Genomic DNA, 14,195 nt, shown 5'->3' with positions numbered 1-14,195 from the left:
ATGTGAAGCACAAAGTGCTCGCATCCGGTAGAGGAGTACCGGCAAACCGGGAGGAGAACTCACGATGAACAGGATTTCACGTCGCGCCTTCATGCTTGCCGCTACGGCGGCCGGCGCAATTGCCGTTGCCGGCACGGTCGCCTTCGCTGAACTGCCGACGCTGGCACAGAAGGAGACCTATAAGGTCGGCTTCGCACAAACGGAGTCCAACAATCCCTGGCGCATCGCCCAGACCAACAGCATGAAAGCGGAGGCTGAGAAGCTCGGCCATCAACTCGTCTACACCGATGCCGCGGGATCCGCCGCCAAGCAGGTGGCCGACGTCAACTCGATGATCGCCCAGGGCGTCGATCTGATCTTCCTCGCACCGCGCGAAGAAAAGCCATTGATCCCGGCGGTCATGGCCGCCAAGAAGGCCGGCATTCCCGTCATCCTGCTCGACCGCAGCGTCGACCCGGCGCTTGCCAAGGCCGGCGAGGACTACGTCACATTCATCGGCTCGGATTTCATCGAGGAGGGGAAGCGCGTTGCCGAGTGGCTGGTCAAGAATGCCAACGGCAAATCCAAGATCATCGAGCTTGAAGGGACGACCGGCTCGTCACCCGCCAATGACCGCAAGAAAGGATTCGACGAAGCCATCAAGACGGCTGGTGGCTTCGAGATTGTTGCCTCTCAAACGGGCGATTTCGCACGTGACAAGGGCAGACAGGTCGCCGAAGCCCTGCTGCAGGCACACCCGGATGCCGATATCGTCTATGCGCACAATGACGAGATGGCGATCGGCGCCATTGCCGCCATCGAAGCGGCCGGCAAGGTCCCGGGCAAGGACGTGTTGGTCCTGTCGATCGACGGCGGCAAGGAGGCGGTTCAGGCCGTAATCGACGGAAAGATCGCCGCGGTCGTCGAGTGCAACCCGCGCTTCGGACCCAAGGCTTTCGAGACGATGCTGCGCTATGCCAAGGGTGAGAAGATCGATCCCTGGGTCATAAACGAGGACAAGTTCTACGACTCGTCCAACGCGGCTGCCGAACTCGCCAACGCTTACTGACACATGCCTTCTCTGGCCGGGGCGGCAACGCCGCTCCTGCCATTGGCGAGGTGTAATGGAAGCTCGGCGTGATACAATCAGCTATGCCCAGGCGGCAGTTATCGGCGGTCGGCGGCAGAAGACAGATTGGCATCCGGAGGGACTAATGCTTCTGTCCATGCAGGGCATTTCCAAGTCGTTCAACGGCATTCCCGCGCTACGCTCGGCGTCGCTCGAGGTGGGACAGGCGGAGGTGATGGCGCTTGTCGGCCAGAACGGTGCCGGCAAGTCGACATTGATCAAGATTCTCACCGGCGCCTACCGGCGGGACGAGGGCTCGATTCTCCTTGGCGGAAACGAGGTCTCCTTCACCATGCCGGCGGAGAGCCAGGCCCAGGGCATTGCGACCATCTACCAGGAGATCAACCTCGCTCCGCAACGTTCCGTTGCGGAGAACATCTATCTATCGCGTGAGCCGCGCCGGTACGGCTTGATCGATCGCCGGGCGATGCGAGAGGGTGCGGCTGCCGTCCTGCGAACTTTCAATCTGGAGATCGATGTCGAGGCGCCAGTCGCACGCTTCAGCGCCGCCACCCGTCAGATGGTGGCGATCGCGCGGGCCGTCACGCAAAACGCGCGGCTGGTCATCATGGACGAGCCAACCTCGTCTCTCGATGAACGGGAAGTGGCCATTCTTTTCGACACGATCCGAACGCTGAAACGCAGCGGCGTGTCGGTCATCTTCATCGGCCATCGCCTCGACGAGCTCTACCGGATCTGCGACCGAGTGACGATCATGCGTGACGGGAAGACCGTCGCCACGAGCGCAATGGCGGACATGCCGAAGCTGGCCCTGGTGCGGCACATGCTTGGAAAAGAACTCGCGGCTTTCGAAGCGATTGCGAAGGACGCCGACGAAAGCACGCAGAGATCCGTGCGATTGTCGGTGGAGAATGCCGGCTCCGGCGTCCGTGTCCGGGACGTCAGTCTTACCGTTCGCGCAGGGGAAATCTCAGGCCTTGCCGGCTTGCTCGGCTCCGGCCGAACAGAAACCGCCAATCTGATCTTCGGCGCCGATCGGATGGAACGTGGCGAAATCCGGTACAATGGCGAACCGCGTTCGTATCGCCAGCCCGCGGACGCCATCGCCGACGGCATCGGGCTTCTTTCCGAAGACCGGAAGGTCGACGGCATCATCCCCGACATGAGCATCCGCGAAAACATGACGCTCGCGCTTTTGCCGAAACTGAACCGCGCCGGCATCATCGACCGTGCGCGACAGGACGAAATCGTCGAGCGCTATATCTCCGCGCTCGGGATCAAATGCGTCTCCCCCGACCAGCCGATCAAGGAACTCTCCGGCGGGAACCAGCAGAAGGTCCTGCTTGGCCGATGGCTCTGCACGGATCCCAAGCTCCTGATCGTCGATGAGCCGACCCGCGGCATCGACATCGGTGCGAAATCGGAAATTCTCCGCCTCTTACGCCGGCTCGCCGACGAGGGTCTGGGGGTCCTGATGATTTCGTCGGAACTTGAGGAGCTGTTGGCCGCAGCCGACCAGGTCACCGTCCTCAGCGACGGCGCCTCGGTCGCCGTCCTCCCACGCAAGGACTTGAGCGAGGCGGCACTTTTCGCCGCCATGGCGCACCAGGTGGAATAGCATGACGACGATCGAGACGCAGGCCGGCGCAAACACCGTCCCCTCGGGCAAACGTTTCTTCAGTTTGGCCGGGCGCTATGGCACGTTCGTCGCCTTCCTGGCGCTGATCCTGTTCAACGTCATCTTCACGCCGAACTTCCTGTCGCTGCAGACGCTCAACGTCAATCTCACCCAGGTTGCGACCATTGTGATCGTCGCGATCGGCATGACGTTGGTGATCGCCACCGGCGGTATCGATCTCTCCGTCGGCTCCCTGATGGCGATTGCCGGCGCCCTTGCACCGATGATCTTCATGGGAACGCTCTTTCCGGTTCCCAACATGCCGGTCGCCGTGGCACTTGCGCTCGTTCTGCCTGTCGCCGTCACCGGACTCTTCGGCCTGTTCAACGGTTTTCTGGTCACCCGTTTCGCAATCCAGCCGATCATCGCGACCCTCGTGCTCTTTATCGCCGGGCGCGGCATTGCCCAAGTCATGACCAACGGCAACCTGCAGGTCTTCAGGAATGAAGGATTCCAGTTCGTCGCAATGGGACGTGTCGCCGGCATTCCCGCGCAGGTGATCCTGATGGTGGTGATCGCGGCGATCGCCTGGGCAGCGATCCGCTACACGGTCTTCGGGCGGCAGATCATCGCGGTCGGCGGCAACGAGAAGGCAGCCCGGCTGACCGGCATGCCCGTGCACCGCGTCAAGCTGCTCGTCTACATGATCAGCGGCGCCCTTGCGGGAGTGGCCGGCCTGATCGTCGTCGCGCGCAATTCCGCAAGCGACGCCAACCTTGTCGGCCTCGGCATGGAGCTCGATGCGATCGCCGCAGTCGCCGTCGGCGGCACGCTACTGACCGGCGGCCGGGCGAATATCATCGGTACGGTAATCGGCGCGCTGGTCATCCAGCTCGTGCGCTACACCCTGCTTGCAAACGGTGTCCCTGATGCCGCCGCGCTGATCGTCAAGGCGGCCCTGATCGTGCTCGCGGTGTTCATCCAGCAGCGCGCCGGCAAGTCGTGAGGGGGTGTAGATGAACGCGTTGCTCAAGGCTCTTGCGCTCCGATCCCCCGGCGACATGGCCCGCCTCGGCGTCATCCTGGCGCTGTTCGGCCTGATCCTGTTCGGGGCGCTGCGCTACGACAATTTCCTGTCTCAATATAACATCCTGAGCTTCCTGCGTTACAATTCGATGTTCGCCCTGATCGCGCTCGGCATGGCGTTTGTCATCATGACCGGCGGCATCGATCTCTCCGTCGGCGGAACGGCGGCCATGGCGAGCGTCATCGCAGCGCTTCTGTCGCCCCATCACTGGGCGGCGGGTCTCGTCGGCGGTATCGCGGCGGGTCTTGCTGTCGGCGCGCTGAACGGCTTCATCGTCACTGCCATGCGCATCCAGCCCTTCATCGCGACGCTCGCGACCATGCTCGCGGCCTATGGCACCGCCTTGCTGCTTGCCGGCAATCAGTCGGTGTCGGTTTCCTACGACAGCGGCTTCACGGCGATTGGCCAAGACGACTTTCTCGGCTTCCCGATTCCGGCCTGGATTGCCCTCCTGGCCTATGTCGCGGGGTGGCTGGTGCTGGAGCGCCTGCCCATCGGCCGCCACGTGCTGGCGATCGGAGACGGCGAGGCGACGGCGGCGCTGATGGGTCTCAAGGTCAGGCGAACGCTCATCGCCGTCTATCTCGGTTCCGGCGCGCTTGCCGGCCTTGCCGGAGTCATTCTTGCCTCGCAGTTCGGCGCCGGCCAGCCGACTGAGGGTGTCGGCTGGGAACTCTTTGCGATTGCTTCCGTGGTGGTCGGCGGGACGCTTCTGACCGGTGGATCCGGTTCCATCGGCGCGACGCTGGCGGGCGCGCTGCTCCTCGCGATGGTGTTCAACATCCTGAATTTCGAGAACGGCCTCGGGTGGATTTCGCTTTCCGCCTATTGGCAATCCGTCATCCGGGGCGGCTTCCTGCTGATCGTCGTCGTGCTTCAGGCACGGTTGATGTCGCGCCGCGAGGAAAAGGCCTGAGACGTAGTCGATACCGAGTCCCCCGTCGGGTGGGTCCCAAGCGAAGAGGAGATACAATGCAAACGGCAATAACACGAGGCGCCGACTATGACCTCGGCGCCTGCGTCGACGTTCTGCAGCGCGACGGCATCACCGGGCTGAAGAGCGCCTTCTCGCGTGAATGGGCGGAAGCGATGCGCGAAGACATGATGACCGCTTTCTGGTCCGCCATCCAGCGGCCGGGCGGCGCCGTCGGTCGCGGCCCGCGGCGTTGGTATGTCGAGATCCATCCGCAGGATTTTTCCGGCTTCGTCGATCTCGTCACCCATCCCTGGGTCGTCGGTATGTGCGAAGCGGTCCTCGGCCCCGACTACCAGATCGTCGAGATCGGTTTCGACGTGCCGTTTCAGGGCGCCAAATACCAGCCGTGGCATCGCGACTTCCCTTCGCCGCCCGACACCTATGTCGGGCGCCACATCACCTCGCTTGCCTTCAATCTGACGGGCGTGGACGTCACCGAGGATATGGGCCCGTTCGAGATCGCTCCAGGCACACAGTGGCTCGACGGTCGGGAATGGAAACACGAGATGTTTCCGCCCAAGGAGGGGTGGCCGGAGTTTCAGAATCTCGCGACCCGCAAGTACCCGAAGCTCGGCGATATTTCGTGCCGCTCTGCGCTTACCATCCATCGCGGGACGGAACACGGCTCTCCGATCGCCCGCCCCGTCATGGTTCTCGGCGCCGATGCACCCGGCGCAGGCCATGCGGAATTGCACGACATGATGGTGACCAAGGACTATTACGACGCCCTGCCGGAAGCGGTAAAGAAACATCTGGTCTGCAGGGTTGTCGAAGAGTTGATCCCGGTTACGCAGAAGCATGATATTGAAGGTTTGGTCATGGGGTCGACGCCGACCTGACACGCCTTGCACGCGCCCCCCGGTATCGCTTAGAATCGCGATAAAAATGTCCACGCATCGTTGCGCTTGGTACTTCTATCTCGCGTCAGGAATTGGAGCTGACGCTCGTCCTGGCGTTTGGCGGGGATTGCGACGACGAGCTGGAGAGGTCGCGGCTGCGTGCCGGCAGCTGACTTGGAACAGGCGCGCCTCGCCGACGATTGGCTTGCCAGCATAGACAACCGTACAACCCGCTACCGACTTTTCATTGCTCGGAAGCCGGATGGCGACATTCCCGTCCAGCGCTTGAACGCGCGCGTGAAATGGGCGGGATCGCTGTAGCCTACCCTGAAGCCGATCTCGGTCATGCTATGAACGCCTTCGCAGATCAATCGGATCGCCTCACTGCGACGAGTCTCGTCGAGCAGCTCCTCGAAATCGACGCCGCAAAACTTCAGGCGCCTCTGCAGGGTCCGGGTCGATACTCCAACGCTTCGTGCCAGTGCAGCCAGTTTAAGTTCCTGATCATCGCAGAGCCTGCTGCTGAGCAGCTTTGCCGCCTCCACCGTCGTGTTTAACGCGATTGTCACCTTCGAAGGCCGATTTGTTGCATGTTTGAGAGGGAGCTCGAGTAACTCACGGTCAAATTCGATCATGTCATGCTCGCATCCCAGTTCGATGTTGGATCCCAGAAATTCCTCAAGCGCTTGGATTCCTTGCGTCTTCGACGCCGTCAATCGAACCCTTATTCCGGAGGGTTCGCCCGCCATGAGCGGCACTTTCCGTAGTACCGCGAGGCTCCCGAAGATGAACTGCCGGGGATCGAACTCGTAACGGTCAGCGAAGCGGAAGACGATTCGAGCCGTTTTGCCTTCCGCAAGCAAGCGCACCTCCGATCCGCGGTGAATCGTCGGCGCGTTGGCGGTCGCGAGCGCGCATGCAGCGGCCACATTCTCTGCTGCCAGAACGGATTGCCCCCACACGCCGAGATCGCAGAGTTCGGTCATGAAGCCGACATGCGCGCCCGCGAACGGGTCCCCCGCAACATTCGCCAACTCGTTTGCCATACGAAAGCACTCCGCGCGCGGAAGCCAGCCATCCGCGTTCTGGAACACGTTTGGCGAGATGCCGACGCGTTCGCAGAACTCGATCGCCGAGACGTCGCGTTTGGCCAGATAGGGCGCTATCGGCAGGAAAGCCCTGATCCTGATCGAGGGTGCGGGATTCAACATCCGGAGAACAAAGTTGGCATGAAAAGGCAAGACGAAGTTCGCGCACTATAGCAGTATGCAACTTCTTTGGAAGGCCTTCGCGATAAAGTTGTCCGTAGCTAGCAAGAACTCTGCGGCGTTTTGGTCGGTGGGAGAACCTGGTTCTTTAGGTGAGCAGATGAGTGGACCCATACTGAGATGGCCTGGTGCAGCACGGCGCCGGTACATGCTAGTTCTGACGGTCGCAGTCAGCGCGGCTGCGTGGCCGGCGGCCGCGCAAGACAGGATCGATCCGGAGGCCAATCGGATTCTGGCTGCGATGAGCGACAATCTCAAATCGATGCCGACACTTCGGGTCGACTTCGACGCGGATCAGGAAGTCCTCAGCCTTCAGGGCCAGAAGATCCAGTACAGCGCATCCGGCTCCATTGTACTCGATCGCGCGAAGGGTTTCCGGATGAAGCGCATGGGGCCTTTTGGTGAGGCGGAGGTGATATTTGACGGCAAGACCATATCGCTCCATGACAAAGTCGGGAACGCTTACGCGCAACTGCAAAGTCCCGGCCGCGGCGTTGAAGACGCGACCGAGGAGCTTCGCGCCGTTACCGGACTTGATGCTCCGGGGGCCGAGCTGTTGGCGAGCGACCCATATGCCGTCCTCAGCGACGGCGTGACCGACGGAGCCGTAGTTGGAACGGCCTTCGTCAACGGGGTCGAATGTGACCATCTCGCCTTCAGGGCTGATCTGGTCGACTGGCAAATCTGGATCAGCAAAGGCAGTAAGCCGTTGCCCCTCAAATATGTCATCACGACCAAATGGGTGACGGGGGCGCCGCAGTATTCGCTGCGGCTCAGCAACTGGAAGTCGGATGGGCTCGAAGCCGCCCAGTTTAAGTTCACGCCGCCAGCGGACGCGGCCAAGCTCGAACACGTTCACGCCGATGTAACCGGCGAACTTTCGCTGGAGGCTGACCAATGAAGATGCGCAAGCTGCACCGCAAAGCCCTTTCAGTTGTAATAGCTTGTCTAGCCGTGCTCGCGGCAGACGATCTCATTCCCATGCAATTCGGCTCGTTCGTATCCGAGGCGCAGGCGATCGTAGGGCGACCATTGACGCCGGCAAGTGTCGCTGGTGTCGCCCGCCGTACCACGCGCCGCGTCATCCGCCGCTCCTCGGTGTATGTCGCCGCTCTCCCTGCCGGCTGCGTCAGGACCAGCGTCAGCGGCGCTGTCGTGTGGCGTTGTGGCGGGGCCTACTACCAACCTTATGGCGACCGTTACGTCGTCGTCTACATCGACTGAACTGGACGCATTTCGTCACAAATCGATTTTTTCGGAGGGATAGAATGAACATTACGCGCCGTGACTTGACGGTGGCCGGTCTCGGCCTGATGGCAGCTGGCTCCATAGTGTCGCCGGTGACCGCCCGCGATGGGCTGGTAGCGAATTTGCCAGAGGGTCTCGACGAGTTCGCATTGGCCGTGGAGGCCTACATCTACGCCTATCCTCTTGTGACAATGGAGATCACCAGACGCGTGATCACCAACGTCGCCGAGCCGGAAGGAAGCCGCGGCCCGATGGGGCACGTCATCAAGCTGCGCCAATACCCGGACGCCAAGTTCCGAGACGTGACGGCGCCCAATGCCGATACGCTCTACACGACCGCCTTCTTTGACGTGGGTGATGAGCCTTGGGTGGTTAGCCTGCCGGACCTGAAAGATCGCTATGCCTTGTTTCCGATGCTCGATGGCTGGACGACCGTGTTCGACGTTCCCGGAAAGCGGACGACGGGCACAGGGGCGCAGACTTTCGTGGTTACAGGTCCCGGATGGGAAGGGACGCTCCCGGAAGGAGTTAAGCAATACAAGTCTCCGACAAGCATCGTCTGGTTGCTTGGGCGCATCTACTGCACCGGTACCCCGGAAGACTACGCCGAAGTCCACAAGCTGCAGGATGAAGTGAAGCTCTATCCCTTAAGCGCATGGGGGAAGGACTGGACGGCACCCAAGGGCAAGGTAGATCCGGCGATCGACATGAAGACCGCGGTTCGCGACCAGGTCAACAATATGGACGCCATCGAATATTTCAGCCTGTTCGCCGAGCTCCTGAAAAGAAATCCGCCGACCGACGCGGATGCGCCCATGGTCGCCAAGCTCGCTGAACTGGGCATCGTTCCTGGTCAGGACTTCGACAAGACCAAGTTCGATCCCGCGTTTGCGAAGCGCGTCCCGCAGCTCGGTTTCGCACGCATCATGATGCATTTCAAATTCAGCGACGGCGACGTTCAGGATATTGACGGTTGGGGCTTCACGACAAAGACCGGTCTTTACGGCACCAACTATCTCCAGCGTGCCTTGGTCACCGCGATCGGTCTGGGGGCAAACCGGCCGCAGGATGCGATCTACCCAACATCGCAGAAGGCCGACAGCGGCGTGATCAAGCGGGCATACAATGGATCCGAGAAATACGTACTGACATTCAAAAAGGGTCTTACACCGCCCGTCGCAGGTTTCTGGTCATTGACCATGTATGATGCGGACTACTTCTTTGTCGACAATCCGCTGAATCGCTACTCGATCAGCGCACGGCAACCGCTCAAGGCCAATCCGGATGGCTCGATTGACCTGTTGATCCAGCATGAATCCCCCGGAGCGGACATGGAATCAAACTGGCTGCCAGCGCCCAAGGGAAAATTCATCCTCATGATGCGCCTGTATTGGCCTAACGAGAGCAATCCGTCCATCATCGATGGTTCCTGGACGATACCGCCAGTCAGAAAGGTGAGCTGATTCGCTAAGAAGGTCCGCATCCAGTCTGGATGATCAGTTACACCCGGGAACTGAGGCGGATCCGACCCGCCTCGTTCACGGGCTTTTCTGCGCGCCGGCGAACGCGGTAGGTCAGATCTCTGCGGAGGTCACATGCCTCACCGGCTGCCAAGAGGGTGGGGGCTTACCTATAGTGCCTCGGAATATCGAGTCTGCGCCACTGGCGAGTCGAGCTTGAATCAACCTTGGTATCTCCAGATCTGCCATCCCGTTGCGGTGAAGCTCTATGTCCTTCCTTCGGTTCTTGTCGCCATTGCTGGTCTTGTGTTTCTGTCTGTCTGGTGCGGCAACATTGCATGCACAAGCACCGACAGAGAAAGCTCTTGAGCATACGGCTCCAGTGCTGCTGATCGAAGAGTGGGAAGCGCGCTCGCGCAACCGTCTCAACGCAGTGCTCTCTGCAGTGCCGCGGGTAGGCAATGAACTCTCCCGCGTCGCGTCTGGGCTACGGCAAGAGGCGCGCAACAGCGGTCTGGCACCTGCAGTACTCATGCTCGGCATCATTGCAGGCATTGCCTTTGGCGCTGACTGGTTCGTTCGTCTTGCAGTGCAAGAGTCCCTCTTGCCCAAGCGTCCTTTGATGCAAATCCACGCCGAGTTCTTGCCGCTACTGGCATCCACGGCGACAGCTGCCGTCCTCTTTCTCCTCTTCGCTTGGCCGCCGCTCGCACGTGTGGTCGTGCTCCATTCTCTCCTAGCAATCATCGCCTATCGATTCGCGACCGCGCTCTGCCGGCTCGCCTTGTTTACGTCTGTACTATCGGCTCGGGCCTATTCACGAGTCCGTATATTCGCCGCGGTGCTCTTCATGGCGGTGGCGTTCTCAGCGATATGCCAGCGCCTCAGCGTTGACCCCGATGTCCGTTCAGTTCTGGCAATTGGATTTTCGGTCCTGCTTTTGCTGATCTCGATCGACGGAATTTGGCGCAACGGCTCGGATGGCGGGCAGCCGCCGCAGCGTCGCGCCGCCCGTGCAATCGGGATCACCGGAGCCGTCTTGCTCTGGCTGCTCTGGTGCGGTGGCTTCGTGGCGCTGTTCTGGCTTGGAATAATGCTCATCGTTGTGCCGCGCGCCTTGTCAGCAACCGACAGTTTGATCCATGCGTGGGCGGCATCACGCGGAGATGGAGAGCGTGCTTCAGACCCTAAGACCGTGCTGCTCGCGCGGGGCATGCGGGCGATCGTTATTATCGCGGCGGTCGATTGGGTCGGATTCGTCTGGCGACATAATTTCCAGTTCCTCGCCGGTCACATGACCTTGGCCCAGACGATCATCGGCGGGGCATTCAACAGCATCGTCATCCTGCTGCTCATCGACCTCTCTTGGCAACTTGCGAATGCTTATATTACCCGCAAGCTCAGCGATCGCGGTGATGAAGCAGCGCTCACACCGAATGAGGCCGCACGACAAAGCCGGCTTCGCACCTTGCTGCCCGTTTTCCGCAACGGCTTGGCAGCGGGGCTTCTCTCTGTAGCCGTTCTTACGGTACTTTCGCAGATGGGGGTTCAAATCGGCCCATTAATCGCAGGCGCGGGCGTCTTCGGCGTTGCAATCGGCTTCGGCTCACAGACCCTCGTCAAGGACGTTGTCAGCGGCATTTTCTACCTTCTGGACGATGCGTTCCGCGTCGGCGAGTACATCGAGGCGGGAAGCTACACGGGCGTCGTAGAATCCTTCAGCCTTCGTTCCGTGCGACTGCGACACCACCGTGGCCCCATCTTCACGGTACCCTTCGGTTCGCTTGGTGCGATCAAGAATGCGAGCCGCGACTGGACAGTCGATAAGTTCCGCATCCGTGTCCCCTTCAAAACCGACCTCGATAGAGTGCGCCAGCTCATCAAGGATATCGGCAGGCAGTTGCAGGCGGATCCGGAATTCGGCTCGTCCTTTATCGAGCCACTCAAGCTCAAGGGCGTGGAGCAGATCGGCGAATACGGCATCGAACTCGGCGTGGCCTTTACCTGCAAGCCCGGAGAACAGACCATGATCCGTCGAAAGGCTTACGCAATGCTGATGCAGGCTTTCCGTGACAACGGGATCGACTTCGCCCAGCCGACGGTTCAAGTCAGCGGAGATGACAAGGATACAGCCGCCGCTCTCGTGGCGCGTCAGCTTCCAGGAACGACCGCAGCGCCAGGTCCGGGCTGACGAAGGCGGCGGAGAACTGCAACGATCGGCTCCTGCGATTATCCAAAGGTTGGGCAGACTTGCATTGGCGGATTTCCGAAGCCGGCGTGGCATGAAATGGCAAGCGACACGATTGCGCTTGCTGTAACGCTGTAATCGAGCGTTGTGGCCGTGAGGGTCAGGGGGAAGCGTGACTCTGGAATCGACTTTGGGAACAGTCGCTGCCGAACGCACGCGCGTAGGCATGATCTTCGCCGCTTGCCGAGCCTCTTCGATGGGAGCATGGCTGCACTTGCCGGGCGTCGTGGGCTTGAGCCTGGCGTTGCTCGCTGCATGTGCAGGTCGACCGACTGGTGTGCTGGAGCCGGTAGCGGCCGTTCCATCAGCCGCACAAGTTGAGATGCTGGTCACGACGACCCGAGACCGCGCTGAAACACCGGGCGAGATGTTCAGCGGCGAGCGCGCGCCCAGCCCGACTTTCGCGGACATCACGGTGTCGATTCCGCCCGGCACCGTCCGTAAGGCGGGCGAAGTCGCTTGGCCACGCAAGCTGCCGCCTAATCCCGCGACGGATTTCGCGACGCTCAAGGCTGAGGAGATCGAGCGCATTGCAGCCGAGAAATGGTTGAGCAGTCATGTGCGCAAGAGCCCGGACGCTAGCGTTCTCGTCTTTATCCACGGGTTCAACAACCATTTCGAGGATGCAGTCTTCCGTTTCGCGCAGATCATGCACGATTCGGGCGCGCACAGCGTGCCAGTCCTTGCGACGTGGCCGTCACGCGGGAGTCTGCTGGCCTATGGCTACGATCGCGAAAGCACCAACTATACGCGAAACGCGGTAGAACGTTTGTTCCAGTACCTAGCTCGTGACTCCGAGGTCAAGGAAGTCTCGATTCTGGCCCATTCCATGGGCAACTGGCTGGCGCTGGAATCCTTGCGCCAGATGGCCATCCGCAATGACGGACTTCCGGCCAAGTTCAAGAACGTCATGTTGGCAGCGCCTGACGTCGACGTCGACGTTTTCCGATCGCAGATTGCCGACATGGGCAAGCGACGGCCGCGCTTCACGCTCTTCGTCTCTCGTGATGACCGTGCGCTCGCAGTTTCTCGTCGCGTCTGGGGCAATGTCTCCCGGTTGGGAGCGATCGATCCGGAGCAGTCGCCCTACAAAGAGGAACTGTCGGCGAATAACATCTCCGTCATCGATCTCACCAAGATCAAAGAGGGTGACAGTCTCCATCACACCAAGTTCGCGGAATCGCCTGAGATCGTCCAACTGATTGGTAACCGTCTCTCCGACGGCCAGACTTTGACCGACAGCAGGCTCGGCCTTGGCGATCATATCGTGGCCGCGACAGCCGGGGCCGCGCAGACCGTTGGAACCGCTGCGGGCCTGGTGGTTTCGGCGCCGGCTGCAATAGTCGATCAAAACACCCGGCAGAACTACGCCCACCATATCGAGGCACTCGTCGGCCCGGCCAATGGAGCCAACATGGCCGGCAGCGAGTGCGGGAAAAGAAGCCGTGCGACGTCTGGATGTAGCCAATAGCCCGACAGGAAACGGCATCCATCGTGCATTTGACCAACCTGCGGCCCTCAACCGAGTCTGAACTGGGGCCGCGAAGCGAGATCGGTCGCAACAGCGGCCGCTATTGGGAGATATCATGAAGATCTGCGTCATTCATACGCTCGCCGCAGTTGGAACTTGCCTCGTTGCTGGGAGCGCCTGGGCCGCGGACATCTATTCCCCGATGACGCCGGAGGTTCAGCAGACGACCACCGAAAGCGGATGGAGCTTGTCCTTTGCTCCCTATTTCTGGGCGGCTGGATTGTCGGGAGACGTCGCGCAGTTCGGGCTGCCGGCGGTGGATGTCGATGCCAGTTTCAGCGACCTCTTCGACCATCTCGAGTTCGGTGCGATGGCGACAGGCGAAGCCCGCAACGGTCCGTACAGCATCTTCGGTGATGCGATCTATACGAAGATTTCGGGGCAGGCCGGCACGCCAAGAGGCGTCCTTGCCACGGACGTGGAGCTCACATCCGAGACGTTCGCCGGGCTGCTCGGCGCAGGATACTCTGTCTTCGAGAGCGGTGCCGCCCGGTTGGACGTCGTCGGCGGCATGCGCGTGTGGTCGGTTGAGAGCGAGCTTTCCTTCCGCGGCGGTATTCTCGATGGGCGCTCCAGAAAAGACGATGCCACCTGGGTGGACGGTCTGGCCGGCTTTCGCGGTACTTATTCGCTCACACCCGAAATCTACCTCACGGGATGGGGGCTCGTCGGTGCCGGTGGCGCCGATCTCGATTGGGACGTCGCCGCAGCGGTCGGCTATCGGTTCAGCAACAGCGTATCGGCCGTTGCCGGCTACCGTGCATTAGGAGTGGATTACAGTGATGACGGATTCGTTTTCGACGTCATCCAGCAGGGGCCGATCCTCGGGCTGGTGCTACGCTTTTAGGAAT

General features: G+C 60.9%; 12 protein-coding genes. 11 read left to right on the top strand and 1 reads right to left on the bottom strand.

Annotation, left to right across the window (positions count from 1 at the left end):
* Nucleotides 1-64 precede the first annotated feature (64 nt).
* The 5 genes from QN222_RS04290 to QN222_RS04270 all read left to right on the top strand — a co-directional run bounded on the left by QN222_RS04290 (nucleotide 65) and on the right by QN222_RS04270 (nucleotide 5,589).
* Complete coding sequence (locus QN222_RS04290) at nucleotides 65-1,048, top strand: ABC transporter substrate-binding protein (protein WP_283961049.1); 984 nt, start codon at nucleotides 65-67, stop codon at nucleotides 1,046-1,048.
* A gap of 145 nt (nucleotides 1,049-1,193) precedes the next feature.
* Nucleotides 1,194-2,687, top strand: coding sequence for a sugar ABC transporter ATP-binding protein (locus QN222_RS04285; RefSeq protein ID WP_283961050.1), 1,494 nt, complete (start codon nucleotides 1,194-1,196; stop codon nucleotides 2,685-2,687).
* Between the two features lies 1 nt (nucleotide 2,688).
* Nucleotides 2,689-3,693: an ABC transporter permease gene (locus QN222_RS04280; RefSeq protein ID WP_283961051.1), complete on the top strand. Its 1,005-nt coding sequence runs from the start codon at nucleotides 2,689-2,691 to the stop codon at nucleotides 3,691-3,693.
* Nucleotides 3,694-3,703: 10 nt separating this feature from the next.
* Nucleotides 3,704-4,690, top strand: a complete 987-nt coding sequence (locus QN222_RS04275) for an ABC transporter permease (RefSeq protein ID WP_283961052.1) — start codon at nucleotides 3,704-3,706, stop codon at nucleotides 4,688-4,690.
* A gap of 56 nt (nucleotides 4,691-4,746) precedes the next feature.
* Entirely contained in the window at nucleotides 4,747-5,589 is an 843-nt protein-coding gene (locus tag QN222_RS04270; RefSeq protein ID WP_283961053.1) for a phytanoyl-CoA dioxygenase family protein, read from the top strand.
* Nucleotides 5,590-5,822: 233 nt separating this feature from the next.
* Here QN222_RS04270 and QN222_RS04265 read toward each other — a convergent pair whose 3' ends face one another.
* On the bottom strand, nucleotides 5,823-6,830 hold the full coding sequence (locus QN222_RS04265) for an AraC family transcriptional regulator (protein ID WP_283961054.1): 1,008 nt from the start codon (nucleotides 6,828-6,830) through the stop codon (nucleotides 5,823-5,825).
* 175 nt (nucleotides 6,831-7,005) lie between these two features.
* On the opposite strand from QN222_RS04265, the gene QN222_RS04260 reads away from it, so the two are divergent.
* The 6 genes from QN222_RS04260 to QN222_RS04235 all read left to right on the top strand — a co-directional run bounded on the left by QN222_RS04260 (nucleotide 7,006) and on the right by QN222_RS04235 (nucleotide 14,191).
* Complete coding sequence (locus QN222_RS04260; protein WP_283961055.1) at nucleotides 7,006-7,758, top strand: DUF2092 domain-containing protein; 753 nt, start codon at nucleotides 7,006-7,008, stop codon at nucleotides 7,756-7,758.
* Nucleotides 7,755-8,081 carry a hypothetical protein gene (locus QN222_RS04255; protein WP_283961056.1) on the top strand — a complete coding sequence of 109 codons (327 nt, stop codon included), beginning with the start codon at nucleotides 7,755-7,757 and terminating at the stop codon, nucleotides 8,079-8,081. Before QN222_RS04260 ends, QN222_RS04255 begins: the two co-directional genes overlap by 4 nt.
* 44 nt (nucleotides 8,082-8,125) lie before the next feature.
* Nucleotides 8,126-9,568 carry a DUF1254 domain-containing protein gene (locus QN222_RS04250; protein WP_283961057.1) on the top strand — a complete coding sequence of 481 codons (1,443 nt, stop codon included), beginning with the start codon at nucleotides 8,126-8,128 and terminating at the stop codon, nucleotides 9,566-9,568.
* Between the two features lie 283 nt (nucleotides 9,569-9,851).
* Nucleotides 9,852-11,756 (top strand): mechanosensitive ion channel family protein, encoded by a 1,905-nt coding sequence (locus QN222_RS04245; RefSeq protein WP_283961058.1) that lies wholly within the window; start codon nucleotides 9,852-9,854, stop codon nucleotides 11,754-11,756.
* A gap of 253 nt (nucleotides 11,757-12,009) precedes the next feature.
* Nucleotides 12,010-13,284: an alpha/beta hydrolase gene (locus QN222_RS04240; RefSeq protein WP_283961122.1), complete on the top strand. Its 1,275-nt coding sequence runs from the start codon at nucleotides 12,010-12,012 to the stop codon at nucleotides 13,282-13,284.
* A gap of 115 nt (nucleotides 13,285-13,399) precedes the next feature.
* The gene (locus QN222_RS04235) at nucleotides 13,400-14,191 is read left to right on the top strand and encodes a hypothetical protein (protein WP_283961059.1); all 792 of its coding nucleotides are present in this window, start codon (nucleotides 13,400-13,402) and stop codon (nucleotides 14,189-14,191) included.
* Nucleotides 14,192-14,195 lie beyond the last annotated feature (4 nt).

The sequence above is a fragment of the Sinorhizobium sp. 6-70 genome, assembly GCF_030124375.1.
Classification (GTDB): Bacteria; Pseudomonadota; Alphaproteobacteria; order Rhizobiales; family Rhizobiaceae; genus Sinorhizobium.
The sequence above is the reverse complement of the archived record's forward strand: the minus strand, read 5'-3'. Positions and strand labels throughout refer to the sequence as shown.

Excerpts from the sequence above, each read along its gene's own strand:
- QN222_RS04250 (WP_283961057.1), top strand. The coding sequence starts at position 8,126 with ATGAACATTACGCGCCGTGACTTGACGGTGGCCGGTCTCGGCCTGATG.
- QN222_RS04280 (WP_283961051.1), top strand. The coding sequence starts at position 2,689 with ATGACGACGATCGAGACGCAGGCCGGCGCAAACACCGTCCCCTCGGGC.
- QN222_RS04270 (WP_283961053.1), top strand. The coding sequence starts at position 4,747 with ATGCAAACGGCAATAACACGAGGCGCCGACTATGACCTCGGCGCCTGC.
- QN222_RS04260 (WP_283961055.1), top strand. The coding sequence starts at position 7,006 with ATGCTAGTTCTGACGGTCGCAGTCAGCGCGGCTGCGTGGCCGGCGGCC.
- QN222_RS04240 (WP_283961122.1), top strand. The coding sequence starts at position 12,010 with ATGGGAGCATGGCTGCACTTGCCGGGCGTCGTGGGCTTGAGCCTGGCG.
- QN222_RS04255 (WP_283961056.1), top strand. The coding sequence starts at position 7,755 with ATGAAGATGCGCAAGCTGCACCGCAAAGCCCTTTCAGTTGTAATAGCT.
- QN222_RS04275 (WP_283961052.1), top strand. The coding sequence starts at position 3,704 with ATGAACGCGTTGCTCAAGGCTCTTGCGCTCCGATCCCCCGGCGACATG.
- QN222_RS04290 (WP_283961049.1), top strand. The coding sequence starts at position 65 with ATGAACAGGATTTCACGTCGCGCCTTCATGCTTGCCGCTACGGCGGCC.
- QN222_RS04235 (WP_283961059.1), top strand. The coding sequence starts at position 13,400 with ATGAAGATCTGCGTCATTCATACGCTCGCCGCAGTTGGAACTTGCCTC.
- QN222_RS04285 (WP_283961050.1), top strand. The coding sequence starts at position 1,194 with ATGCTTCTGTCCATGCAGGGCATTTCCAAGTCGTTCAACGGCATTCCC.